General features: G+C 69.7%; 20 protein-coding genes and 1 pseudogene. 10 read left to right on the forward strand and 11 right to left on the reverse strand.

Going from position 1 to position 24997, the window contains the following annotated elements:
- The first annotated feature begins 37 nt into the window (after positions 1-37).
- The 5 genes from phnC to VIL67_RS04675 all read left to right on the forward strand — a co-directional run bounded on the left by phnC (position 38) and on the right by VIL67_RS04675 (position 5105).
- A complete protein-coding gene (phnC, locus tag VIL67_RS04655; RefSeq protein WP_332047673.1) occupies positions 38-832 on the forward strand; it encodes a phosphonate ABC transporter ATP-binding protein in 795 nt (264 codons plus the stop codon).
- Positions 829-1839: a phosphate/phosphite/phosphonate ABC transporter substrate-binding protein gene (gene phnD / locus VIL67_RS04660; RefSeq protein ID WP_332047674.1), complete on the forward strand. Its 1011-nt coding sequence runs from the start codon at positions 829-831 to the stop codon at positions 1837-1839. The genes phnC and phnD overlap by 4 nt, the downstream gene beginning before the upstream one ends.
- Positions 1839-2654, forward strand: a complete 816-nt coding sequence (phnE, locus tag VIL67_RS04665) for a phosphonate ABC transporter, permease protein PhnE (RefSeq protein WP_332047675.1) — start codon at positions 1839-1841, stop codon at positions 2652-2654. The genes phnD and phnE overlap by 1 nt, the downstream gene beginning before the upstream one ends.
- A gap of 169 nt (positions 2655-2823) precedes the next feature.
- Positions 2824-4044: an OprO/OprP family phosphate-selective porin gene (locus tag VIL67_RS04670; RefSeq protein ID WP_332047676.1), complete on the forward strand. Its 1221-nt coding sequence runs from the start codon at positions 2824-2826 to the stop codon at positions 4042-4044.
- Between the two features lie 23 nt (positions 4045-4067).
- Complete coding sequence (locus VIL67_RS04675; RefSeq protein WP_332047677.1) at positions 4068-5105, forward strand: substrate-binding domain-containing protein; 1038 nt, start codon at positions 4068-4070, stop codon at positions 5103-5105.
- 62 nt (positions 5106-5167) lie between these two features.
- On the opposite strand, the gene VIL67_RS04680 is transcribed toward VIL67_RS04675, so the two are convergent.
- The 3 genes and pseudogenes from VIL67_RS04680 to VIL67_RS04690 form a co-directional block, all read right to left on the reverse strand.
- Positions 5168-6265: a glycosyltransferase family 4 protein gene (locus VIL67_RS04680; RefSeq protein WP_332047989.1), complete on the reverse strand. Its 1098-nt coding sequence runs from the start codon at positions 6263-6265 to the stop codon at positions 5168-5170.
- A gap of 129 nt (positions 6266-6394) precedes the next feature.
- A pseudogene (locus tag VIL67_RS04685) lies at positions 6395-6583 on the reverse strand (TetR/AcrR family transcriptional regulator); the annotation flags it as partial.
- Between the two features lie 47 nt (positions 6584-6630).
- Positions 6631-7458: a UDP-2,3-diacylglucosamine diphosphatase gene (locus VIL67_RS04690; RefSeq protein ID WP_332047678.1), complete on the reverse strand. Its 828-nt coding sequence runs from the start codon at positions 7456-7458 to the stop codon at positions 6631-6633.
- Positions 7459-7623: 165 nt separating this feature from the next.
- Here VIL67_RS04690 and VIL67_RS04695 point away from each other — a divergent pair, with 165 nt between their 5' ends.
- Positions 7624-8259, forward strand: a complete 636-nt coding sequence (locus tag VIL67_RS04695; protein ID WP_332047679.1) for a TetR/AcrR family transcriptional regulator — start codon at positions 7624-7626, stop codon at positions 8257-8259.
- 21 nt (positions 8260-8280) lie between these two features.
- Here the strand turns inward: VIL67_RS04695 and VIL67_RS04700 are convergent, their stop codons facing one another.
- The 3 genes from VIL67_RS04700 to VIL67_RS04710 form a co-directional block, all read right to left on the reverse strand.
- Complete coding sequence (locus tag VIL67_RS04700; RefSeq protein ID WP_332047680.1) at positions 8281-9255, reverse strand: D-2-hydroxyacid dehydrogenase; 975 nt, start codon at positions 9253-9255, stop codon at positions 8281-8283.
- A 43-nt stretch (positions 9256-9298) separates the two neighbouring features.
- On the reverse strand, positions 9299-11386 hold the full coding sequence (locus tag VIL67_RS04705; protein ID WP_332047681.1) for a redoxin family protein: 2088 nt from the start codon (positions 11384-11386) through the stop codon (positions 9299-9301).
- Between the two features lie 108 nt (positions 11387-11494).
- Positions 11495-13261 carry a DUF885 domain-containing protein gene (locus VIL67_RS04710; RefSeq protein ID WP_332047682.1) on the reverse strand — a complete coding sequence of 589 codons (1767 nt, stop codon included), beginning with the start codon at positions 13259-13261 and terminating at the stop codon, positions 11495-11497.
- Positions 13262-13379: 118 nt separating this feature from the next.
- Here VIL67_RS04710 and VIL67_RS04715 point away from each other — a divergent pair, with 118 nt between their 5' ends.
- Positions 13380-14783, forward strand: a complete 1404-nt coding sequence (locus VIL67_RS04715) for an amino acid permease (RefSeq protein ID WP_332047683.1) — start codon at positions 13380-13382, stop codon at positions 14781-14783.
- An 8-nt stretch (positions 14784-14791) separates the two neighbouring features.
- On the opposite strand, the gene rfbA is transcribed toward VIL67_RS04715, so the two are convergent.
- From rfbA to rfbB, 3 genes are read right to left on the reverse strand one after another with little or no spacing between them, the layout of a single operon-like run.
- Positions 14792-15691 (reverse strand): glucose-1-phosphate thymidylyltransferase RfbA, encoded by a 900-nt coding sequence (gene rfbA, locus VIL67_RS04720; RefSeq protein ID WP_332047684.1) that lies wholly within the window; start codon positions 15689-15691, stop codon positions 14792-14794.
- A complete protein-coding gene (rfbD, locus tag VIL67_RS04725; RefSeq protein WP_332047685.1) occupies positions 15688-16575 on the reverse strand; it encodes a dTDP-4-dehydrorhamnose reductase in 888 nt (295 codons plus the stop codon). Before rfbD ends, rfbA begins: the two co-directional genes overlap by 4 nt.
- A complete protein-coding gene (rfbB, locus tag VIL67_RS04730) occupies positions 16572-17624 on the reverse strand; it encodes a dTDP-glucose 4,6-dehydratase (RefSeq protein ID WP_332047686.1) in 1053 nt (350 codons plus the stop codon). The genes rfbD and rfbB overlap by 4 nt, the downstream gene beginning before the upstream one ends.
- Before the next feature lie 207 nt (positions 17625-17831).
- Between rfbB and VIL67_RS04735 the strand changes: the two genes are divergently transcribed.
- A complete protein-coding gene (locus tag VIL67_RS04735; protein WP_332047687.1) occupies positions 17832-19379 on the forward strand; it encodes an MATE family efflux transporter in 1548 nt (515 codons plus the stop codon).
- On the opposite strand, the gene VIL67_RS04740 is transcribed toward VIL67_RS04735, so the two are convergent.
- Both VIL67_RS04740 and VIL67_RS04745 read right to left on the reverse strand, forming a co-directional pair.
- Positions 19321-20550: a serine hydrolase domain-containing protein gene (locus VIL67_RS04740; RefSeq protein WP_332047688.1), complete on the reverse strand. Its 1230-nt coding sequence runs from the start codon at positions 20548-20550 to the stop codon at positions 19321-19323. The genes VIL67_RS04735 and VIL67_RS04740 overlap by 59 nt on opposite strands.
- A gap of 97 nt (positions 20551-20647) precedes the next feature.
- The gene (locus VIL67_RS04745) at positions 20648-21628 is read right to left on the reverse strand and encodes a M15 family metallopeptidase (RefSeq protein ID WP_332047689.1); all 981 of its coding nucleotides are present in this window, start codon (positions 21626-21628) and stop codon (positions 20648-20650) included.
- A gap of 118 nt (positions 21629-21746) precedes the next feature.
- Here VIL67_RS04745 and VIL67_RS04750 point away from each other — a divergent pair, with 118 nt between their 5' ends.
- Positions 21747-23078, forward strand: coding sequence for an acyl-CoA dehydrogenase family protein (locus tag VIL67_RS04750; protein WP_332047690.1), 1332 nt, complete (start codon positions 21747-21749; stop codon positions 23076-23078).
- Positions 23079-23267: 189 nt separating this feature from the next.
- The gene (locus VIL67_RS04755) at positions 23268-24995 is read left to right on the forward strand and encodes a class I adenylate-forming enzyme family protein (protein ID WP_332047990.1); all 1728 of its coding nucleotides are present in this window, start codon (positions 23268-23270) and stop codon (positions 24993-24995) included.
- Positions 24996-24997: the final 2 nt, after the last annotated feature.

Consider the following 24997-nt stretch of genomic DNA (forward strand, 5'->3'; position numbering starts at 1 on the left):
CCCGCTTGCGCGTGCAACTGGGGAAAATTCGCCGTCCATGCCTGACGCCGCCGTTCTGTCCATACGGAACGTGTCCAAGACCTTTGGCGCCAGGCGCGCCCTGGACAAGGTTTCCCTCGAAGTCGCCAAGGGCGAGATGATCGCCCTGATCGGACCCTCGGGTTCGGGCAAGTCGACGCTGCTGCGTTCGATCAGCGCGCTGCAGACGATCGATGGCGGCGAAGGCCGCATCGAGGCGTTCGGCGGGCCGGTACAGGAGAACGGGCGTATCGCCCGCGACGTGCGCAAGACCCGCACGCGCATCGGCATGATCTTCCAGCAGTTCAACCTGGTCGGCCGGCTGTCGCTGTTCTCCAACGTGGCGCTGGGCTCGCTCGGGCGCATCGATTCGGCCCGCGGCCTGTTCGGCGCCTGGCCGGCGGAGACCAAGACCGCCGCCATGGCCGCCCTGGCCCGAATGGGCGTCGCCGACTACGCCGCCCAGCGGGCGAACACGCTTTCGGGCGGCCAGCAGCAGCGCGGCGCCATCGCGCGCGCCCTGGTGCAGAAGGCCAAGATCATCCTCGCCGACGAGCCGGTGGCCTCGCTGGACCCGGTCTCCGCCCGCCGGGTGATGGAAAGCCTGCGCGAACTCAACAAGCAGGACGGCCTGACCGTCGTCGTCACCTTGCACCAGGTGGATTACGCCCTGCGCTACTGCGACCGCGTGGTGGCCCTGAAGGCCGGCAAGATCGTCTACGACGGACCCTCCGGCGGCCTTCAGCGCGAGCAGCTCATCGATATCTACGGGCCGGAGTTCGAGGACGTGTTCTGGGAAGGAGCCCCGCAATGATCGGACGCCGTGTCCTGACCGGCCTCTCGCTGGCTGCGCTGGTGGGCCTTTCCGCCTGCGGCGGCGAGCCCAGCACCCAGGCGGGGGCGACGCCCAAGCAGCTGACCTTCTCGATCCTGTCGGCCGAGAACCAGCAGTCCATGGGCCCGCTTTGGCAGCCGCTGCTGGACGACATGTCGAAGCAGATCGGCGTGCCGGTGAAGCCCTACTTCGCCACCAACTACACCTCCCTAATCGAGGCGATGCGCTTCAACCAGGTGCAGGTGGGCTGGTTCTCGGCCCTGCCGGCGCTGGAGGCTACGCGCCGCGCGGACGCCCAGGTGCTGGGCCGGGTGGTCGACGCCGGCGGCGAGGACTCCTACCGCTCGGTGCTGATCGTGCGGAAGGGCTCGGGCGTCACGCTCGACAAGGTGCTGGCCTGCGACAAGAGCCTGACCTTCGGCCTGGGCGACGCCAAGTCGACCTCGGGCACGCTGGCGCCCATGACCTACCTGTTCACGCCGCGCAACTTCGAGCCGGCGCAGTGCTTCAAGGCGGTCCGCTCGGCCAATCACCAGGCGAACGTCTTTTCGGTGGCGAACGGCCTGGTGGACGTGGCGACCAACAACACCGTGGGCCTGCTGTTCGCGGGCCGGCAGAACCCCGAGATCGCCGCCAAGGTCGAGGTGATCTGGCGCTCGCCGCCGATCCCGGAATCCTCGATCGTGGCCCGCAAGGACCTCGACCCGGCGATCAAGGAGAAGATGCGCCAGTTCTTCCTGACCTACGGCACGGGCACGGGCCCGGAAGCCGACCGCCAGCGACAGGTGCTCAAGGGCCTGGCCTATGGCGGCTTCCGCGCCGCCGACGACAGCTACCTGGACCCGATCCGCGAGATGGAGGCCGGCCAGGTGCTGGCCGACGCCCGCAAGAAGGGCGACCAGGCTGCGATCCAGAAGGCCCAGGCCGAGTTCGACCGCATCCGCGCGGCCGCGGCCCAGAAGCGCGCGGTGGAGCCGGACGTCTGATGAGCCCGGTCGATCCCGTCCCGCCGGCGGCGCACCTGACGCCGCCCACCCGCTCGTTCGCCCAGCGCGCGCCGGACTTCCTGGTCTGGGGCGCGGTGATCGCGCTGCTGATCCTGGCCTTCGGGCCGGTGGAGATGCGCAACTTCAGCCGGCTGTTCACCAACGCCGAGAACATGCGCGTCTACGGCCGCCAGCTGCTGCAGCCGGAGTGGGGCAACCTCGGCATCTACATCCAGCAGATGTGGCTGACGATCCAGATCGCCATCTGGGGCACCTTCCTGGCGATCATCGTGGCGATCCCGTTCGGCCTGGCCTGCTCGCGCAACATCGCGCCGGCCTGGCTGCAGCAGCCCATGCGGCTGCTGATGAACCTGCTGCGCTCGATCCCCGACCTGGTGATCGGCACCATCTTCCTGGTGGCCGTGGGCCTGGGGCCGTTCGCCGGCGTCATGGCCCTGGCCATCGCCACGACGGGCGTGCTTGCCAAGCTGTTCTCCGAGGCCGTGGAGTCCATCGACAAGGGCCCGGTGGAGGGCGTCCGCGCCACGGGCGCCAGTCGGCTGCAGGAAATCGTCTGGGGCGTGATCCCGCAGGTGGCGCCGCTGTGGACCAGCTATGCGCTGTACCGCTTCGAGTCGAACTCGCGCTCGGCCACGGTGCTGGGCCTGATCGGGGCGGGCGGCATCGGCCAGGTGCTGTTCGAGAGCCTCAACGCCTTCAACTACGGCGAGCTCTCGGCCATCGTGGTGGTCATCGTCGTGGCCGTGTCGCTGATCGACCTGCTCAGCCAGGCGATGCGCAGCCGCTTGCTGTAGCGGCTGCCGTTCCCTTCCTCCGAGGGCGGGTAAACACTGTCATAGGAGCTTCACGGGATCGCCGTGAGGCTGTCGCGGAACCTTAGCTGTCCTGTCTTGGAGGCTCGGTAAGCCCCGGTCCAGCGCCCTTCGGGACGCCCGGGGACATCGAGACAAGGATCCAACGACAATGACAACCAGGACCTCGCTGATCGGCGGGGCCGCCGCGGGCGTATTGCTCGTGCTGGCGGCCGGCCAGGCCCAGGCCCAGGACACCACGGTCCAGTGGCGCGGGGCGCCGCAATGGGCCAACGACAGCCTGACCTTCAAGGTCCGCGGCCGGGTGTACCAAGACTATATCTATCAGGACGTGGACCGCGCGGTGGGCGCGGACTTCACCGCCAGCAACACCCGCCTGCGGACCGCGCGGCTTGGGGTCGAGGGCACCTGGAACACCAACTGGTCCTACAAGGCCGAGGCCAGCATCGCGTCGGCCGGCGGCTCCACCCAGTGGGAGGACCTGATCCTCGAGTACCGGCCCAACGATTTCACCAGCCTGAGCGTCGGCAACTTCAAAACGGTGAGCCTCGAGAACATCACCTCGTCGCGCTACATCGTGTTCATGGAGCGCGGGCCGTTCAACGACGTGCTCGATATCGGCCGGGTGATGAACGTCCAGGCCAAGCTCAACGGCCAGAACTGGACCGCCGCGGTGGCGGTCTCCGGCGACAGCGTCAACAACGCCGACGTGGCCACCAACGCCGGGACCGGCTCCAAGGAGGTCTTCGGCTTCAACGGTCGCGTCACCTACGCGCCGATCCTCACCGACACCCAGGCGCTGCACCTGGGCGTCTGGGCGCGCCAGCGCAACCGCGAGGACCAGGCCAACTTCACCTACCAAACGCGCAACAACACCAACTACGGCGCTCGCTACGTTTCCACCGGCGCCATTGGCGTGAAGGACCAGATGCTCGGCGTCGAGGGCGCCTGGGTCTACCGGAACTTCTCCGTGCAGGGCGAATGGGCCAAGGTGAACGTCGAGCGCCTGGCCGACGCGGAAGCCGACCTCAGCGCGTGGTACGTGCAGGCCAGCTGGTTTCCGACCGGCGAGACGCGCCGCTACGAAGCCAACAAGGGCGAGTTCAACCGCACGCGGATCCTCAACCCTGTCACCAGCGGCGGCATGGGGGCGCTGGAACTCGGCGTCCGCTACGACAACGTCGACCTGACCGATGTCCGCGGTGTCGCCACGGCGGGCGAGTACCAGGCCGTCACCCTGGGGGCCAACTGGTACCCGCACCCGTACGTCCGGTTCATGGCCAACTACTCGGTAAGCGAGAACGACAACCCCGCCGTGGCGCAGGACGTGGACGTGAAGACCCTGCAGTTCCGCGCCCAGTTCGACTTCTGACCCCAAAGGCAGAGAGAATTCCCATGAAGACGATCCTGGGGTGCTGCGCCGCGCTTGCGCTGCTGGCGCCCGCCACCGCCGCCCACGCCGCCCGCGACCACGTCTGGGCCGCCGGCTCCTCCACCGTGTTCCCGTTCGCCACCCGGGTGGCCGAGCAGTTCGCCCGCAAGACCGGCAAGAAGGCGCCGAAGATCGAGAGCCTCGGCACGGGCGGCGGCATCAAGCTGTTCTGCGGCGGAGCCGGCGACAATTTCCCGGACATCGCGAACGCCTCGCGACCCATGCGCAAGAGCGAATGGGACCAGTGCGCCGCCAAGGGCGTGAAGGACATCGTGCAGATCAAGGTCGGCTTCGACGGCATCGTCGTGGCCACCGACAAGGACAGTCCCGACTACAACTTCCGCATCGAGCACCTGTACCAGGGTCTCTCGCAGACGGTGCTGAAGGGCGGCCGGTTCGTGCCTAACCCGCACCAGACCTGGGACGAGGTCGGCCAGGGCCTGCCGGGCACGCGCATCCTGGTCTATGGCCCGCCGCCCACCTCGGGCACCCGCGACGCCTTCCTCGAACTGGGCATCGAGGCTGGCGCGCGCCGGTTCCCGACCGCGGACGAACTGCGCTCGAACAACGAGGCGCGGTTCAAGCAGGTGGTGCATCCGCTGCGCAAGAACGGCTGGGTCGACGCCGGCGAGAACGACAACGCCATCGTCCAGACCCTGACCAAGACCCCCGGCTCCCTGGGCGTGTTCGGCTACTCGTTCCTGGAGGAGAACCCGGACAAGGTGAAGGCCGCCACCATCAACGGCGTGCGTCCGACGCCGGGGACCATCTCCGACGGCTCCTACCCCCTGTCTCGTTCGCTCTACATCTACGTGAAGAAGTCGCGGCTCGCGACGACACAGGGCCTGCGAGAGTATGTGGCGGAGTTCGTTTCCGACGCTGCGAGTGGCCGTGGTGGCTACCTGCAACAGCGGGGCCTGATCCCGCTGCCGGCCGGCCAGCACAACGCCATGAAGCAGGCCGCCCAGGCGATGCCGGTGATGGCCCGCCCCACCAGCTGAGGTCCCCCGGCTGGGGCTTCCCGGCCTTGCGCCGCGGCTACGGCCGCGGCGCTTTTTTTTGGTCAGACGGCTTCCGGCCGGCGGCGGCGCACCCTGGCCAGCCGGCGCAGGCGTCGCCAGAACCGGGTCTTCTCGGGCTCGGGGTAGGGCTGCAGGTTCTTCAGGAAGTCTTCCGCGCAGGCGCGCCAGGAGAACCGCTCGGCGAAGGCCCGCACTGCCTTGCGGTCGAGGTCAAGGCACGCCAGGCAGGCCTCGCGCAGCCCCTCGGTGGCGCTCTTGGCCAGCACGCCTGCGCCGGAGTCCGGGATGATGTCGATGGGGCCCGGGGCCGGATAGGCGGCCACCGGGGTGCCCGCGGCCATGGCCTCGAGGATCACCAGGCCGAAGGTGTCCGTGAGCGAAGGGAAGACGAAGACGTCGGCGCAGGCGTAGGCGTCGGCCAGGTCCTTGCCCGACTTGGAGCCGGTGAACACCGCCTGAGGGTACTTCACCTTCAGCTCTTCGAGCTGCGGCCCGGGGCCCACCACCACCTTCGTGCCCGGCAGGTCGAGGCCGAGGAAGGCCTCGATGTTCTTCTCGACGGCGACGCGGCCCACATAGAGGAAGATGGGGCGCGGCAGGCCCTCGAACACGTCAGGCTCGCCCGCCAGCCGCGGCCGGAAGACCTCGGTGTCCACGCCGCGGGACCACGCCGAGATGTTGCGGAAGCCGTGCTGGGTGAGCTCGTCGCGCATGGTGGGGGTGGCCACCATCAGCCGGCCGGACGGCTTGTGGAACCACTTCATGTAGGCGTAGCCGGCGGCCAGCGGCAAAGGCAGCCGCGCCGAGACGTATTCCGGGAAGCGGGTGTGGTAGCTGGTGGTGAAGGGCAGCTTCCACTCCACGCAGATCCGCCGGGCCGCCAGCCCGATCGGCCCTTCGGTGGCGATGTGGATGGCCTCCGGCTCGAAGGCCTTGAAGCGCTCCTGCACCGGCTCGTAGACGCCGATCGCCACCTTGATCTCGGAATAGGTGGGCAGGGGGAAGGTCTTGAACTGGTTGGGGTGGATGACCTCCACGGTGTGGCCCATCTCCCCCAGCTCCTTCACCACGCGGGTGAGGGTGCGGACCACGCCGTTGACCTGCGGCTCCCAGGCGTCGGTGGCCAACAGGATGCGCATGGGCCGCTGGGTGTCGCGCGCGGCGGTGATCGCCTCCCGCACGCGCGGCATCGCCCGGGGCCGGGGCTTCTCGGCGGGGGCGGCCGAGACCGCCTGGTTCTGCATCCAGGCCCAAAAGGCGCCGAGCAGCGCCTCCTTGGTGGGGAAGTAGCGGTAGACGGTGCGTTCGCCGAGTCCCGCGTCCCGAGCGATGTCGGCGAAGCTCAGGTCCTCGAGCGCGGCGCCGCTTTCCATCTGGCGCCCGACGGCGGCGAGGATCTGCTCGCGGGTCTCCGCCCGTTGCCGGTCGCGCAGGCTGGGGGGCAGGGGCGGTTTCATGGCAGCCGCACTGTCATCAATTCGGCGGCGCTGTCAAACGAACGGCGTTACGCCGCCAGCGGCTGCGGTGTCGCCCGGGGCGTCGGCTCCGGCAGGATGGATCCCCGGTCGAGCAGCGACCAGTGCCGCAGCTTGGCCCACTCCAGGATCTCCAGCCGGCCGTCCCAGTGCTCGACCAGCGCCGTGCAGCTCTCCACCCAGTCGCCGTCGTTGACGTAGGTGATCCCGTCGATGTCGCGCATCTCGGCCTTGTGGATGTGACCGCAGATGACGCCATCCACCCCGCGCCGGCGCGCCTCGTCCGCCACCGCCTGCTCGAAGTTCTCGATGAAGTGCAGCGCGTTCTTCACCCGGGTCTTCAGGAAGGCCGAGAAGCTCCAGTAGCCGAAGCCGAGCCTTCGCCGCAGGCGGTTGGTGAGCGTGTTGGCGGCCAGGAGCGCCCGGTAGGACCAGTCGCCCAGGAAGGCCAGCCAGCGGGCGTGCTGCACCACGCCGTCGAATTCGTCCCCGTGCGTGACCAGGAAGCGCCGGCCATCGGCCGTCTCGTGGATGGCGTCGCGCGCCACCACCACCCCGCCGAAGTGGACGCCGCAGAAGTCGCGCACCCGGTCGTCGTGATTGCCGGGGACGTAGATCACCTCGACGCCCTTGCGGGCCAGCCGCAGGATCTTCTGGACCACGTCGTTGTGCGATTGCGGCCAGTACCAGCCGCTCTTCATCTTCCACCCGTCGACGATATCGCCCACCAGGTAGAGCCGGTCGCATTCCACGTGCCGGATGAAGTCCAGGAGCAGCTCCGCCTGACAGCCGCGGGTGCCCAGGTGAATGTCCGAGAGGAACACGCTGCGATAACGCTGGATTCCGGGATCGCCCACTTTGCACCCCTCACCGCCTGGATTTTGACCAGTCGCTAGGGTGATTGCATGTCGGTTTCGTGAAACCTGCAGCTGCGCCCTTGAAGCTCTGGCCTGAACTCCCCTTGTGCTGGTAGGTATTCAGCTAGAGCAGACCCTCCCCAGGTCGCCCAACAATTGGTCCCGATGGACGCCAGAACCTACCCGGCCAAGGCGACGCCGAAGTCGCTGCGAACGCGCGCGCGTATTCTCGACGCGGCGATGCGGCTGTTTGCAGAAGTGGGCTACCACGCGGCGACGAACGCCATGATCGCCGACGCCGCCCGGCTGACCCGTGGCGCGATGCTCTACCACTTCGCCAGCCGCGAGGAGCTGGTGGAGGCGGCCGTCGCCCACATCGAGCTGGAGCGGGCGCGGCTGTTCGAGGAGGCCGGCTCCCGGCCCCATCCGCCGGGCGTCGACTCGGCCGAGCACGCCATCGACAGCTACTGGAGCCTGCTGCACGAGATCCCGTTCGTCGCCTTCGCCGAGCTGGAGGCCGCCGCCCGCACCGACCCGATGCTGCGCGAGCGTCTGGCCGCCGCCCAGAGCGCCTTCGACCACGCCCAGGTGGGCTCGCGCTTTGGGGCGATCGTGCAGGCCGGGGACGATCCCCGTTTCCAGACCAGCCGGGACCTCGGCCGCTTCCTGCTGGAGGGACTGGCCAAGGGCTCCATGACCTATGACGAGCAGGCCCGCCGAGAGCGTCTGCTGACGGTGGTGAAGCGCGCCGTGCGCATGCTGAACCGCAAGGGCGACATCCACGAGCTCTGGACGGAGTAGCCCGCGGCGCCGCCGCAGAGCCTATCCGGCCGTGACATCCTTCGGATCGGCCACGTTGAGCAGCGGCTCGCCGCGCGCGAAGCGTCCGAGGTTTTCCACGAACAGGGCGTCGTTGCGCACGTGCTGGCCATCGGTGATCCCCGAGGCGTGCGGGGTCAGCGTCACCCGGGGATGGTCCCAGAAGCGGCTGTCGGCGGGCAGGGGCTCGGTCTCGAAGACGTCGAGCACGGCGTGCTCGGGCCGGCCGGCGTCCAGCGCCGCGAGCAGGGCCGCCTCGTCCACCAGGCCGCCGCGGCCGACGTTGACCAGCACCGAGCCGTCCTTCATCCCGCCGAGGAAGTCCGCATCGACCAGATGGCGGCTCTCCGGCGTCAGTGGGATCGACAGGACCACCACGTCGGCCTCGGGCAGCAGGCGCGGCACGTCTTCCAGCGGCGCGATGGCGTCGGCGGCGGGATGCGGCGCGGGGTTGCGCCGCACCCCGGTGATCCGCGCCCCGAAGGCCCGCGCCCGCTCGGCGACGCCCTGTCCGATGGAGCCGTAGCCGATCACCAGCCAGTGCGAGCCGTTGATCTCGCGGAAGCGCAGTCGCTCCCAGGCGTGGCGCCCCTGGGCGGCTCGGCGCTCGCGGCCGCGCTGGAAGTGGTCGAGCACGCCCCACAGCACGTACTCCGCCATGCCCAGCGCCTGGCCGTGGCTGGTGGTGAGCGTCACGCCTTTCTGCACCAGCTGGCCGAAGATCGGCTGGTCGAAGCCCGCCGCGCCGCTCTGCACCCACCGCAGGTGGGGCGACTTCAGCAGGGCGACCATGTAGGGCCGCACCGCCGGACCAAAGAACACGTCGGCGTTGGCCCAGCCGGCGACGGCGCCGGCGTCCTCCGGCGTCACCTCCCGGCCCTCAAGCCGGAGGATCCCGTCCTCGCCCATGAGAACGGGCTCGATCCCGGATGGAATCGAGCCCGCCAGCCTCCGGAAGGAGGGTTCGTAGATCAGCAACCGCGTCATCGCGGCCAGTATGGCCGCAGCGCGGGGCGGCTGGCTAGCGCCGGCCGCCGGTGGCGCCCTGCGCCGGCGGCATGGCGGCGTTCTCGCCCCCGCTGCGCCGGCGGCCGCCCAGCATGCCCTGGATGGCCGCGAACTCGGTGCGGTCGATGCCGCCGTCCTTGTCCTTGTCCACCATGGCGAAATAGGGCTTCAGCCGGTCGCCCAGCTGACCCTTGAGCTCGGCCAGCTGCACCTTGCCGTCGATGTTGTCGTCCAGCATGCCCACCATGCGGGTCCGGTTCAGCTGCTCGTCGTGGGCCACCTCGCTCTTGGAGGTCTCGTCGACCCAGCGGTAGCGGATCGCCGTGTAGAACATCTCCTCGAACGACTGGTCGCCCCAGAGCACCGTCTTCGTCGGGTCGGGGTTGGCCGGGTTCCGCTTGGAGTTGTCATAGGTGTAGTGGGCGATCAGCTTCGAGCCCGCCGGCACCTTCACCGGCTCGGCGAAGGTGTAGTGCCGCTGCCAGTTGAAGTCGTACTTCGGCAGCGCCAGCAGCAGCTTGCGCTCGCCGTTCGGGTACTCGATCCACAGGTCCGAGGCGTGGCCACGGTAGTGCGCGTGCGGGAACGCCGAATAGAGCAGGGCGTCCTTCGGGAACTGGATGTAGGCCGTTTCCTTGTGCCGCGCCGCGCCGGCCGGGATGGTGATGGTGTTGTCCACGATCACCGAGTTGCGCATGACAAGGTCGGGCGTCTTGTCCTTGTCGTAGAAATAGAGCGCGATCTGGCTCTTATCGACGACCTCCTTGCCGAACGGGGTGTAGTGCGCCTGGATGCCGATGGCCCCGCCCGGCGGCAGGAAGACGCCGGCGTTGTCTGGCGCGATCTCCGACTCCGCGCCCACGGCGTAGCCGCCCACCGAGGAGCCCCACTGGGTCTCGTAAGCCGGGCCGTTGGGGATCTGCTTCATGTAGCCGGTCAGGATGTGGTGCACGCCCTGGCGCGCGCCGACCTTGACGGTGGAGGCGCGGATCCAGCGGCCTTCCTTCAGCGGGTTGACGATGTAGGGGCGCTGGTAGTCGACGATGCCGCTGGCCGGGATGGTGTACGCCGGCACGTCGAGGATCAGGTCGGGCTTGCCGAGCGGCCACTCCTCGGCCACTCGCCGCTTGGCGGCCAGCGGGTCGGGCCCGTCGCCGCGCGGGGCGCCGGCCTCGATCCAGTGGACGATCGTCTTGATCTCGCCGGCCGACAGGTTCTTGTTGTCCGAGAACTTGTTGACGTGCGGATCGGCGTTGTAGGGCGGCATCCGGTCGGTGCGCAGTACCTCGCGGATCATCGGCGAGAAGCCCTTAACCATCTCGTAGCTGGTCATGGCGAACGGCCCGATGGAGCCGGGCTGGTGGCAGCCGACGCAGTTCCGCTCCAGGATCGGCGCCACGTCGCGGGCGTAGGAGATCTTGGCGTGCTGCGCCTTCTTCGCCCGTTCGGGGAAGTCGATCAGGCAGCCGCGGGTGTTCATGCTGGCCTGCTGCACCGCGCGGCCGGCGATCAGCGCATCCAGGGCGTTGGCGGCGAAGGGCGTGGCGTTGGCCTTCTGGGCGCCGCCATAGTCGATCCGGTCGTCCAGCGGCCCGCGATAGACCACCTGCCAGGTCTTCGGGTTGATGATGTAGACCTCGGCCGTGCGGGTGACGCCCAGGCTCTCCCCGACCAGCTGGTTGGTGTCCATCAGGACAGGGATGTCGAGGCCGAAGTCCTTGGCCTCCTCGGCCACCCGCTCGCGGTTGTCCTGCAGGGCGGAGTTGAGCATCAGGAACTCGACGCCCTTGGCCTTGTAGGCGTCGCGAAGCTTCTTCAGCTCGGGGATCATCGCCCGGGCGATGGGGCAGCCGTTCATGGTGCTGACCAGCACGATCGCCTTGGCGTCGGCCATCCGGTAGAGCTCGTGGCTCTCCAGGTTCTGGTCGACCAGCATGAAGTTGTCGACCTGGCCGGGCAGGCCGGCGACGGCCGCCGTTTCGGTGGCCGCCACGTCGCTGGCGTTGGCCAGGGCGTTCGGCGCCGGACCATCGGTGGTGCAGCCGAAGAGGAGCGCCGAGCCCCCGATCGCCGCGAGCACGGAAAAGCGTGCAGCCTGCATGAAAAACCTCCCTGTCCCCTTGGCCCTGTCTCGCCGCCGGAGCGGGGCGGGCCTCGTCGTAACTTAACGCCGTTCAGGATCCCGTTCCAGCATGCTGACGTTGCGGCATTATTTCGATGACGCAGGCGTCATCGATTTCTGTTCGGCGGCGATCCAGGCGTCCACCCGCGACTCCAGCACGGCCATGGGCAGCGGGCCGGCCAGCAGCACCGCGTCGTGGAAGCGGCGGATGTCGAACTTGGCGCCCAGCGCGTCCCGGGCCTTCTGGCGCAGTTCCACGTACTTCCGCTCCCCGATCTTGTAGGCCAGCGCCTGCCCCGGCCATGACACGTAGCGGGCCAGCTCCACCTCGATGTTCAGCGGCGACAGGGCGGTGTTCTCGGTGAAACAGGCGCGGGCCTGGTCGAGGCTCCACCCCTTCCAGTGGAGGCCAGTGTCGGCCACCAGCCGGCAGGCGCGCCACATCTCGTAGGAGAGCTGGCCGAACCGTTCGTAAGGGGTCCGGTAGATGCCCATCTCGCCCGCCACTCGCTCGGAGTAGAGGCCCCAGCCCTCCACGAAGGCCGTGAAGGCGAAGGTCTCGCGGCGGAAGGCCGGCACGTCGGCCAGCTCCTGCGACAGCGCGATCTGCAGGTGGTGGCCTGGCACGGCCTCGTGGGCGGTGAGCGCCGGCAGCTCGTGCAGGCCGCGCTGATCGAGGGCGTAGGTGTTGACCATGTAGCCGCCGGCGACGCCCTGCTGGGGGCTGCCCTGCCAGTAGCGTCCCGTGGTGTAGGCGGCCTCCAGCTCCTTCGGCACCGGACGGACGCCGTAGGTCAGGCGCGGCAGGGTCCCGAACCAGCCCGGCAGCTTGTCGTCGATGCGCTTGGCGATCTCTGAGGCCTTCTCCATCAGGTCCTCGCGGCTGGCGGCGTAGAACCGCGGGTCCTTGCGCAGCATGGCGATGAAGCCCGCGCGGTCGCCGCTCCAGCCGGCCTGCTTCATGGCGACCTCCATCTCCGCCCGGATACGGGCGACTTCCCGCAGGCCGAGGTCGTGGATCTGGTCGGGGGTCAGGTCGGTGGTGGTGTGGTCGCGCACCACGTAGCGGTAGTAGGCCTCGCCGTTGGGCAGGCTGCGGGCGCCGAGCTGCGGACGGGCGGCCGGCGTGTACTCCGTCTCGAGGAAGGCGATGAACTCGCGCTGCACCACCCGCAGGGCTTCCACCGCGGCCCGGCCCCGGGCGCGCAGCTGCGCCTGCTCCGCGGCCGGCACGGTGTCGGGAAGCGCGGCCAGCGGCTGCAGCAGGGGGTCCTGGTCGGCCGGCACGGCGGCCGCCTCGCGCATCTGCTTCAGCACCACCTCGACGCTCGAGCGCGGCTGGGTGAAGCGGGTGCGCACCCCACGCCGGGCGTTCGCGATGTTGTCGCGCCAGTTCCGCGGCGTGGCTTCCAGCCGGGCCACCCAGGCCCGTGCGTCGGCCGCTGTGCGCATCGGCGTGGTCTGCGCCAGGTAGCCGATGGTGTCGTAGAACCCGCCGTCGCTGGAGAGCGGGATGCGGGCCACGTCGAAGGCGAGCGCCTGCAGCTGGCTGTCGACCACCCAGGCCAGCAGGTCGCGGTTGAGCTTCGCGTCGCCCGATAGCCCCGCGTCGGGGATCGCCCTCAGCCGCTGCTGGAAGCCGGAGAGCGCCTGCTTTCGCCGAGCGTCGGCGGCCGGCGTGACGTCGGGCAGCTTCGAGAGCGCCGCGGCGTCGCCGAGCCGGCCGGCGGTGATGGGGTCGTCCGCCAGCCACCAGGCCTCGTAGTCGGCCACGAGCTTGTGGACGGCGGCGTCCTGGGCGAGGGCCGGCCCGGCCAGCAGCACCAGGACGAAGGCCAGGATCAGGCGACGCATGCGGTGAACTCCCCCTCGGTTCGCGCGGCCAAGCTGGCGCAAGGCCGCCCCGGCGCCAAGGCTTGTCCGTCCGCGTGGAGCCGGGCAATGGTGGCGCTCGATCGGGAGAGGGCAGGTCATGAGTTTCGTCACGCGCCGCAAGCCAGTGGAAGCCGCCGCGCAGGCCGAGGGGACGCACCGGCTGAAGCCGACCCTGGGCTGGCCGCACCTGGTGGCCCTGGGCGTGGGCGCGATCATCGGCACGGGCATCTACACGCTCACCGGCGAGGCGGCGGGACTGGCCGGGCCGGCGGTGATCCTGTCCTTCGCCGTGGCCGGCGCGGTCTGCGCCTTCGCCGCGCTCTGCTACGCCGAGATGGCCAGCCTGACCCCGCAGGCGGGCAGCGCCTACACCTACACCTACGTCAGCCTTGGCGAGCTCGCCGCCTGGATCATCGGCTGGAGCCTGGTCCTCGAGTACACCCTGGTGTGCAGCGCCGTGGCCGTGGGCTGGGCGGGCTACGCCGGCGGACTGATCCAGCAGGCCGGCTGGCCGATCCCGCCCGCCTTGCTTTCCGGCCCGGAGGCGGGCGGCATCGTCAACCTGCCCGCGGTGTTCATCGCCCTCGTGGTCACCGGCCTGCTGCTGGTCGGCACCCGGGAGAGCGCGACCGTCAACTTCATCCTTGTGATCGTGAAGCTCGTGGCCCTGGCCGCCTTCGTGGCGCTCACCCTGCCCGCCTTCGACGCCGCCCACTTCAGCCCCTTCGCCCCGTTCGGCTATGGGGCGGTGACGGCGGAGGACGCCCGCAAGTACGGCGTGATGGGCGCGGCGGCGATCATCTTCTTCGCCTTCTACGGCTTCGACGCCATCTCCACGGCCGCCGAGGAGGCCAAGAACCCGAAGCGTGACCTGACTATCGGCATCGTCGGCTCCATGGCCCTTTGCACCCTGATCTACATGGTGGTGGCGGCCGCGGCGCTGGGCGCCATGCCCTTCTCCGACTTCGCCAAGAGCCCCGAGCCCCTGGCCCACGTGCTGCGCGAGATCGGCCACGACGGATCGGCCGCCCTGATCGCCGGCGCCGCGGTGGTGGCCATGCCCACGGTGATCATGGTCTTCATGTACGGCCAGAGCCGGGTGTTCTTCGCCATGGCGCGCGACGGCCTGCTGCCCCGCCAGCTGGCCACCGTCAGCGGCCGCGGCGTGCCGGCGGCGGTGACCCTGCTGACCGGCTTCATCGCGGCGCTCATAGCCGGCGCCATCCCGCTGGCCCACATCGCCTCGCTGGCCAACGCCGGCACCCTGGCCGCCTTCATCGCCACGGCCATCGCCGTCCTGGTGCTGCGCCGCCGCCGGCCCGAGCTGAACCGTCCGTTCCGCACCCCGGCCGTCTGGCTCGTGGCGCCCCTGGCGATCGCCGGCTGCCTCTACCTGTTCACCAGCCTGACCGAGAATACGATCAAGTTCTTCTTCCTCTGGAACGCCATCGGCGTGGTCGCCTACCTGCTCTACGGCCGGGTGAAGAGCCGGCTGGCCTAGCCAGCCGCCTACTCGCCCGCGTCGTCGAAGCCGGGCGGACGGTCCGCGAGTTCGCGGAGGTACTGGCCGTACTCGCTCTTGGCCATGCGGTCGGCCAGCCGCAGCAGCTGGTCGCGGTCGATCCAGCCCTGGTGGAAGGCGATCTCCTCCAGGCAGCCGATGCGCAGGCCCTGGCGCTGCTCGAAGGTGCGGATCAGCTCGCCGGCCTGGATCAGGCTGTCGTGGGTGCCGGCGTCCTCCCAGGCGAAGCCGCGGCCGAGCAGCTCCACGTGCAGCTCGCCGGCTTCCAGGTAGAGCTGGTTCAGGGCGGTGATCTCCAGCTCGCCGCGGGCCGAGCGGGTCAGGGTCTTGGCCAGCTCGCTGGCGCGGCCGTCGTAGAAGTAGAGGCCGGTGACCGCAAGGTTCGACTTGGGCGCGGCGGGCTTCTCCTCGATGGAGAGCGCGCGGCCTTCGGAGCTCATCTCGACGACGCCGTAGCGTTCCGGATCGTGCACCGGATAGCCGAACACGGTGGCCCCGTGCTCCCGGGCCCCGGCGTTCTTCAGCATGTGGCTGAAGCCCTGGCCGAAGAAGATGTTGTCGCCCAGGATCATCACGCTCGGTTCGCCGGCCACGAACTCTTCGCCCAGCAGATAGGCCTCGGCTAGGCCGCCGGGCGTGGGCTGGACCACGTACTCGAAGCGCACCCCCAGCTGGCTGCCGTCGCCCAGCAGGCGCTGGAAGCCGGCCTGATCCTCGGGCGTGGTGATCACCAGGATCTCGCGCACGCCGGCCAGCATCAGAACCGACAGCGGGTAATAGACCATCGGCTTGTCGTAGACCGGCAGCAGCTGCTTCGAGACCGCGATGGTCAGCGGATGCAGCCGGGTGCCGGCCCCGCCGGCGAGGATGATCCCGCGGCGGTTCATGCGGCGGCTCCCTGGTTCATCTGGGCGACAACCTCCTTCAGCGCCTCGCGCCAGGGCCTGAGCTCGACCCCGAACACCGCCTTCAGGCGGCTGGAGTCCAGCTCGGCGTTGAGCGCGCGGCGCGCGGGGGTCGGGAAGGCGCTGGTCGGCACCGGCTCGATCTGCGGGGCGAGGCCGGCGAGGTCGAACAAGGCCCGGGCCATTTCGGTCCGGGTGGCCACGGTCGGACCCACCAGGTGCAGCAGGCCCCACTCCGGCGCCCCGGCGGGGGCCCGGGCCAGGCGCTCCGCCTGCGCCAGGATGAAGGCCGCCACGTCGCCGCTGGCCGTCGCCCGGCCGCGCTGGTCGTCCACCACCTTCAGCACCGGCTGGCTCCTCGCCAGCCGCAGCATGACCTGCAGGAAGTTCTGGCCATAGGCCGAGAAGAGCCAGGTCACCCGGCCGACCAAGGCCCGGTCGCAATGCGCCAGCACCGCCTGCTCGCCGACCAGCTTCGAGGCCCCGTAGACATGCAGAGGGGCGGGCGCGTCGGTCTCCAGATAGGCTCCGGCCTTCGCGCCCGAGAACACCATGTCCGTGGAGATGTGCACCAGCGGCAGGCCCCGGGCCTGGCACGCCTTCGCCATCGCCTCGGGGGCGCGGGCGTTCACGGCGTAGGCCAGGTCCGGCTCGCTCTCGGCCTTGTCCACGGCGGTGTAGGCCGCGGCGTTGACCACCAGGTCCGTATCGCCGGCCTCGAGCACCGCGCGGCGGATCGCGTCGGCGTCAGTCAGGTCCACGTCGGCGCGCGACAGGGCGGTGACCTCGACGCCGCGCCCCGCCCGGTCGAGCACCTCGCGGGCCAGCTGCCCGGTGGCGCCGAACTGCAGGATGCGGATCGTCACGACGCCTTCACCAGCCCCAGCCGCTCGGAATGGAAGCCGCGCTGGCGGATGCCCTCGATCCAGTCGCGGTTCTCCACGTACCAGCGGACAGTCTGCTCCAGCCCGTCCTCCAGCGAGGTCTTCGCCTCCCAGCCCAGTTCCGCCTTCAGCTTCGACGCGTCGATGGCGTAGCGGAAGTCGTGGCCCGGCCGGTCGGCCACGAAGGCGATCTTCTCGGCGTGCGTGGTGTTGGCCGGCGCGTACTTGTCGAGGGCGGCGCAGAGGATCTGGATGATCTCCAGGTTGCGCCGGTTGGGCGTGCCGCCAATGCAGTAGGTCTCGTCCAGGCGGCCCTTCTGCAGGACGAGCAGCAGCGCCTCCGCGTGGTCGTCCACGTGCAGCCAGTCGCGGACCTGCCGGCCGTCGCCGTAGACCGGGATGGTCTTGCCCTCCAGCGCACGGGTGATCACCGTCGGGACCAGCTTCTCGGGAAACTGATACGGGCCGTAGTTGTTGGCGCAGTTGGTGATCACCACCGGCAGGCCATAGGTGCGGCCCCACACGCGCACCAAGTGGTCCGAGCCGGCCTTCGAGGCCGAATAGGGCGAGTTCGGGTCATAGGGCGTGGTCTCGCTGAACGCGCCTTCCTCGCCCAGCGCCCCGAACACCTCGTCGGTGGACACGTGGTGGAAGCGGAACTGCGACTTCGCGGGCTCGGAGAGTCCGTTCCAATGCTCGCGTGCGGCCTCCAGCAGGACCGCGGTGCCGACCACGTTGGTGCGCACGAAGTCCAGCGGCCCCTCGATGGCGCGGTCGTTGTGGCTCTCGGCGGCCAGGTGCATCACCGCATCGGGCCGATGCCTGGCGAAGATCTCGCGCACCCGCGCCTGGTCGCAGATGTCGGCTTGCTCGAAGGCGTAGCGGGGGTCGTTCGCGACGCTCTCGACGTTCTCCAGGTTGGCGGAATAGGTCAGCGCGTCGAGGTTCACCACCTCGTGGCCGTCGGCGATCGCCCGGCGCACAACAGCCGATCCGATGAAACCGGCCCCGCCCGTGATCAGGATCTTCATGCGGTCTTTCTGGTCTTCTCGAGCGGCCGCAGCCGCCCCGGCGGTCGACCGTCCCCCGCGCCGTCTTACAACGAAACGCCGCGGGCTCAACCCTGGCGGCCGGCCGCGCGTTTCGGCCGCACGGGTTGAAGCGGGGGCCTCGCGGCTCCTAGACTGGCTATGGCATCCCCGCTCGCCAATGCTGCGCGTGGGGCGAGGGGAGCAGCCGTGACGGCCACAGGAGACACCGCGGGCGGACGGCCCGCCGCCGGACCGCTGCGCAAGGGCCCGGACCTGACGACTGGCCCAATTGGCAAGACCCTGATCCTGTTCGCCCTGCCGGTGCTGGGCACCAACATCTTGCAGTCGCTGAACGGCTCGGCCAACGCCATCTGGGTCAGCCACGTGCTGGGCGAGGCGGCGCTCACCGCCACCTCCAACGCCAACCAGATCATGTTCCTGATGCTTGGGGCGGTGTTCGGCGTCTCGATGGCGTCGAACATCCTCATCGGCCAGGCGGTGGGCGGGGGCGACCTCGCCACGGCCAAGAAGGTAGTGGGCACCTCCACGGCCTTCTTCCTGGTGCTGTCCCTGTCGGTCGGCGTGCTCGGCGTGGTGCTCACGCCGCACATCCTGGAGGCCATGGGCACCCCGCCGGACGCCCGGCGCGACGCCATCGCCTACCTGCGGGTGATCTTCACGGCCATGCCGTTCATGTACTTCTTCTCGTACGTGATGATGGCCCAGCGAGGCACGGGCGACAGCCGCACGCCCTTCTACTTCTCGCTGATGACCGTCGGGCTGGACGTGGTCCTCAACCCGCTGCTGATCATCGGACCGGGGCCGCTGCCGACCCTCGGCATCGCGGGCTCCGCCGCGGCCACCCTGATCGCCCAGACGGTGACGCTGGCGGCCATGCTGATCCACCTCTACCGGAAGAACTCGATCCTGGTGATCCGGCCGTCCGAGGCCCGCCTGCTGATCCCGGACCTGGCGATCATCCGCGCCCTGGTGCTCAAGGGCCTCCCCATGGGCTTCCAGATGATCGTCGTCAGCCTGGCGGCGGTGACCATGATGGGCCTGGTCAACCAGTACGGCGTGCACACCTCGGCGGCCTATGGGGCGGCCGCCCAGCTCTGGACCTATGTGCAGATGCCGGCCATGGCGCTCGGCGCCGCCGTCTCGTCCATGGCGGCCCAGAACGTCGGGGCCGGAAAGATGGAGCGGGTGGAGCAGGTGGCCCGCACGGGCGCCCTCTTCGCCCTCGTGTTCACCGCCGTGCCGGTGCTGCTGCTCTACTTCGCCGACCCGTGGGTGCTGCGCGCCTTCCTGCCGGGCGACAGCCCGTCGCTTCCCATCGCCGTGCACATTAACTCGATCGTGCTCTGGGGCTTCATCGCCTTCGGCATCGCCTTCATCTTCTCGGGCGTGGTGCGCGCGACGGGCGCGGTGTGGCCGCCGCTGTTGGCCATGGTGATCTCGCTGTGGGGCGTGCGCATCCCGCTGGCCAACCTGATGGAGCCGCACCTGGGCGCCGACGCCGTCTGGCTGAGCTTCCCGATCGGCAGCTTCACCACCCTGCTGCTGGCGGGCGGCTACTACCTCTGGGGCGGCTGGCGGAAGTCCAAGATGCTGGACATCAAGCCCACCTCCGATGCGCCCGACACCGGCTTTGGCCAGCCGTCCGTCGAGGAGGCCGAGGGGATCGCCGACGGCCTCAGCCGTTCGTCTCCATCAGGGCCGCGTAGGTCAGGGTCCGGAGCTCTCGCCGAATAGGCCAGGTGGAGGACGGGATCAGCTGGGTCATGAAGACGGCGGTCACCTCCTCCACCGGATCCACCCAGAACGCCGTCGAGGCCATCCCGCCCCAGTAGAATTCGCCTTTGGACGAGGGCAGCAGGGTCTGCGGCGGGTCGAACACCACGGCGAAGCCGAGGCCGAAGCCGACGCCCGCGTTGGTGCTCTCGCTGAACAGCGAGCGGGACATCTGGGTCAGGTCCTGGCCGCCGGGCAGGTGGTTCGCGGCCATCAGCCGGATGGTCTTGGGCGCGAGGATCCGCGCGCCCTCTAGCTCGCCGCCGTTCACCAGCATGTTGGCGAAGCGCATGTAGTCGGCCGCCGTCGAAACCAGGCCGCCGCCGCCGGAGAGCAGGCTGGGCGGGGCGAGATAGGGGCTGGCCTGCGGGTCGTCCTGCAGCTTCGGCCGCCCGCCCGGGACCGCGTCGTAGCAGGCGGCGAAACGCGACCGCTGGTCCTCGCGCACATGGAAGCCGGTGTCGGCCATCTTCAGCGGCTGGAAGATGCGCTCGGCGAACACCTCGTCCAGCGGCTTGCCCGCCACCTTCTGCACCAGGTAGCCGACCACGTCGGTGGAGACGGAGTAGTTCCAGGCCTCGCCGGGCGAGAACTCCAGGGGGATCTTGGCCAACTGGCCGATCATGCCCTCCAGGTCGGTCCCGCCGTGCATCAGCTCGACCTTCGCCTTGCGGTAGGCGGCGTCGACGTTGGTGCGGTTCTGGAAACCGTAGGTCAGGCCCGAGGTGTGGCGCAGCAGGTCCACCACCTGCATGGGGCGCGCAGGCGGGGTGGTCAGGTAGGGGCCGATCCCGGCGGAGTAGACGCCCAGGTCGCGCCACTCCGGAATGTATTTCGCCACCGTGTCGTCGAGCGCGATCAGGCCCTCCTCGACCAGCGTCATCAGCGCCACCGAGGTGACGGGCTTGGTCATGGAATAGATGCGGAAGACGGTGTTCTCGGCGAGCGCGATCCCCCGCTCCGGATCCTGCTGCCCGACCACGCTCTGGTGGACGACCTGCCCCTGCCGGGCGAGGACGAACTGCGCCATGGGGAACTTGCCGGCGTCCACATAGCGCTTCAGGTGCGCGTCGATCCGGCCCAGCCGCTCCGCCGAGAAACCGAGTGTCTTGGCGCGGGTGATCTGGTCCATCGGTCGGCTCCTTGCTCGCCGGCATTTGCGCTCGCCTTCCGCCCGCCCGCAAGCGCCACCGCTCACCCAACCCTCTCCCCGCGCGGCGGGGAGAGGACTAGCGCCGGGCCAGCTCCGTGAAGCTCACGTTGCCGATGCCGTACTCGGGCCAGTCGCGGTAGTCGAAGTGCCACCATTCCTGCGGATAGACGGTGAAGCCCTCGGCCTCCATGGCGGTGCGCAGCAGGTCGCGGAGCGCGCGCTGGCGGGTGGTGCCGCCCACGAACTCCGGGTAGGACCGCAGGCTCATCTCGTCATAGCGGCCGGGCATCTCCACCACCTTGCCGGTCTTCAGGTCGTAGAGCGTCAGGTCCACCGCGCAGCCGCGGTTGTGGCGTGAGCCCTTCGAGGGGTCGGCGACGAAGTCCCGGCTGGCCGGCGGCACGGCCTCCCAGAACATCCAGGTGACGAACCACGGCCGGTAGGCGTCGTGGATCATCAGGCCGTAACCCTCGGCCCTGAGGCGTTGCGCGGCCCGCCCGAGCGCCTCGGCGGCCGGTCGCTGCAGCCAGGCCCCGGCGCGCTCGTAGAGGGGCACGCCCATGAAGTTGTTGGACCCGGCGTAGCGGATGTCGAGGCGGATCGAGGGGTCCACCGTGCGCAGGTCCACGAGGTCGGACGGCCGCTTGGGGCCCTCGGAGGGCGGCGTGGCCGCCAGGGCGGCGCGCCGCAGCGCGGCCGGATCGGCCTTCACCTTCGCGCGGATGGCCCGCTCAACCTCGGCCCCGAAGTCGCGCTTCGGCGCGCGGACGCCGCCCACCGTGGCGGCGTCGTCGAACAGGATGGCGCGGGGCTCTGGTCCGGGGGCGGCGTAGAGCCGCCCGGTGACGCGGCTTAGCGGCTGCGCCTTCAGCCCCAGGCCATCGGCGAACAGCCGCCCGTCCTTCTCATAGACCACCAGCGGCGCCTCGGGCGTCCCGTAGAGGCCGATCAGATCGCGGATCGCCCGCGGCGGCTCGGGCGGCAGGTCGAAGGCCCTCGCCGCGCGGGGCGCCAGGGCGGCCAGCCCCAGAAGGGCCACGAAGCGGCGTCTTTCCATAGGCCGAGCTTCCGGCGGGCCGCGCGCACTGACAAGGGCCGTTGCGCCGCCGGTGCGGAAGCTCGATAGTATCCAGCGTACCGGACATACGAAAAACAGATCCGGCGGGAGGACGACGATGGCCTGGGATTTCGAGACCGACCCCGAGTTCCAGAAGAAGCTGGACTGGATCGAGGACTTCATGCGCGAGGAGGTGGAGCCGGTCTCCCACCTGGGCCTCGCCGCCTATTCCTCGGTCGGCCGCGAGAAGCTGATCAAGCCGCTGCAGCAGAAGGTCAAGGACCAGGGCCTGTGGGCCTGCCACCTGGGTCCCGAGCTGGGGGGCCAGGGTTATGGCCAGCTGAAGCTCGCCCTGATGAACGAGAAGCTGGGGCGCAACAACCTTGCCCCCACCGTCTTCGGTTGCCAGGCGCCGGACAGCGGCAACGCCGAGATCATCGCCCACTACGGGACCGACAAGCAGAAGGAACAGTACCTCTGGCCGCTGCTGAACGGCGAGATCCGCTCGGCCTTCTCCATGAGCGAGCCCACCGGCGGCTCGGATCCCCTGACCTTCCGCACCACCGCGGTGCTCGACGGCAACGAGTGGGTGATCAACGGCGAGAAGTGGTTCTCCACAAACGCCAAGCACGCCAAGGTCCTGGTGCTCTATGCGGTCACCGATCCGGACGCCAAGGATCCCTACCGCCGGACCTCGATCTTCCTGGTGCCCACCGACACCCCCGGCGTGGAGATCGTCCGCAACGTGGCGGTCGGCGCCGGCGGCGAGATCGGCGGCGGCAACGAGGGCTATGTCCGCTACACCAACGTTCGCCTGCCCTACGACGCCCTGCTGGGCGACCGGGGCGCGGCCTTCGTCATCGCCCAGGTTCGGCTGGGCGGCGGGCGCGTGCACCACGCCATGCGGACCGTCGGCGCCTGCAAGAACGCGCTGGACCTGATGTGCAAGCGGGCCGTCTCGCGCACCACCCGCGACGGCCGGCTCTCCGACCTGCAGATGGTGCAGGAGCAGATCGCCGACAGCTGGATCCAGCTGGAGATGTTCCGCCTGCTGGTCCTGCGCACCGCCTGGCTGATCGACAAGCACAAGGACTACAACAAGGTCCGCAAGGACATCGCCGCCATCAAGGTGGCCATGCCCAAGGTCTACCACGACATCGCCACCAAGGCGGCGCACCTGCACGGAGCGCTGGGCGTCTCCAACGAGATGCCGTTCATGCACATGGTGACGTCGAGCCTGGTGATGGGCATCGCCGACGGGCCCACCGAGGTCCACAAGGTCACCGTCGCCAAGCAGGTCCTCAAGGACTACGCGCCGGACAACGACCTCTTCCCGGCCTACCACATCCCCAAGCTGCGCGAGGAAGCCCACCGGCGGTTCGCCAAGGAGCTGGGCGAGATCCGCGACCACTACGCCGGCCGCCGCGAAAAGGCGGCGGAACCGGCCTAGAAACCCCTCTCCCGCCTAGCGGGAGAGGCAGGGTGAGGGCGGCGGAGGAGGTGCGGCCGCCGCTCCGGTTGGACCCGGGTCCAACCTCCTGCCACTGTCAACGCCGAGCCGCCCTCACCCTGGCCCTCTCCCGCAGGCGGGAGAGGGGTCTGATGCTGGAGTAACGCAGTGCCCGACACCTGGCCCGTCATGTCCATCGCCGAGGCGCATCGGCAGCTCACCCAGCCGGGCGCCCGGTTCGAGATCGAGGAGCTGACGATCCGCGGCATCCCGACCAAGGTCTGGAAGAACGCGCCGCCGACCCTGCGCGACGTCTTCCTGAACGCCCGCGCCTTCAAGGACCGCCAGTTCGTGGTCTACGAGGAGGACCGCGCCACCTATGAGGCCTTCGCCCGGGCGACGATCGCCCTGGCCCACCAGCTGCGCGCCGACGGCGTCGGCAAGGGCGACCGGGTGGCGGTGATCATGCGCAACCTGCCGGAGTGGCCGGTCGCCTTCTTCGCCGGCGTCCTGTGCGGGGCCATCGTCACGCCGCTGAACGCCTGGTGGACCGGCGCCGAGCTGGAGTACGGCCTGGCGGATTCCGGGACCAAGGTGGCCCTGGTGGACGACGAGCGCCTGGAGCGCATCACCCCGCACCTGGACGCCTGCCCGGAGCTGAAGCGGGTCTATGTGGCGCGGCTGGGATCAGAGCCCGCCGACCCGCGGGTCCGGCGCCTCGAGGACGTCGTCGGGCCGGTGAACGGCTGGAGCCAGCTGCCCGACCGGCCGCTGCCGGACGTGGAGATCGGGCCGGAGGACGACGCCACCATCCTCTACACCTCGGGCACCACCGGACGGCCGAAGGGCGCGCTGGGCACCCACCGCAACATGACGTCGAACATCGGCGCCGGCGGCGTCTCGGCGGCCCGCAACTTCCTGCGCGCCGGCGAGCCCCTGCCCGAGAGCGACCCGCACAAGCTGCCGCAGCGCTGCACGCTCCTGGTCGTGCCGCTGTTCCACGCCACCGGCCTGTCGGCGACGCTGGGCCCCACGATGAACGCCGGCGGCAAGCTGGTCTTCATGCGCAAGTGGGAGGCCGAGCCCGCCATGCGGATCATCGAGCGCGAGAAGGTCAACGCCACTGGCGGGGTGCCGACCATCGCCTGGCAGCTGATCGAACACCCGGCGCGGGAGAACTACGACCTCTCCTCCCTGCAGGCGGTGACCTACGGCGGCGCGCCGTCTGCGCCCGAGCTGGTCCGCAAGATCGCCGAGACCTTCCCGGGCTCGCAGCCGGGCAACGGCTGGGGCATGACCGAGACCACCGCCACCTTCACCTCCCACCTGGGCAAGGACTACGAGAACCGCCCCGACAGCGCCGGCCCGGCCGCGCCGGTGGGCGAGATGCAGATCCGCGACCCGTCGGACGGCAAGACGGTCCTGGCCGCCGGCGCGGTCGGCGAACTCTGGGTCAAGGGCCCGCAGGTGGTGAAGGGCTACTGGAACAAGCCCGAGGCCACCGCCGAGACTTTCGTGGAAGGCTGGCTCCGCACCGGCGACCTGGCCCGCATCGACGAGGAAGGCTTCCTGTTCATCATCGACCGGGCCAAGGACATGCTGATCCGCGGCGGGGAGAACATCTACTGCGTCGAGGTGGAGAACGTCCTCTACGAGCACCCTGACGTCATGGACGCCGCCATCGTCGGCGCGCCGCACCAGACGCTGGGCGAGGAGCCGGCCGCGGTGGTGCACCTGCGGCCCGGCGGCCAGGCCACCGAGCAGGAGCTGCGCGAACTGGTTCGGTCCAAGCTGGCGGCCTTCAAGGTCCCGGTGAAGGTGATCTTCTGGCCCGAGCCCCTGCCGCGCAACGCCAACGGCAAGATCCTTAAGACCGAGCTGAAGAAGGTCGTGGCCCCCGAACCCGCCGTCGCGTGAGG

Origin of the sequence: Phenylobacterium sp., assembly GCF_036563385.1 — a bacterium.
Classification (GTDB): Bacteria; Pseudomonadota; Alphaproteobacteria; order Caulobacterales; family Caulobacteraceae; genus Phenylobacterium.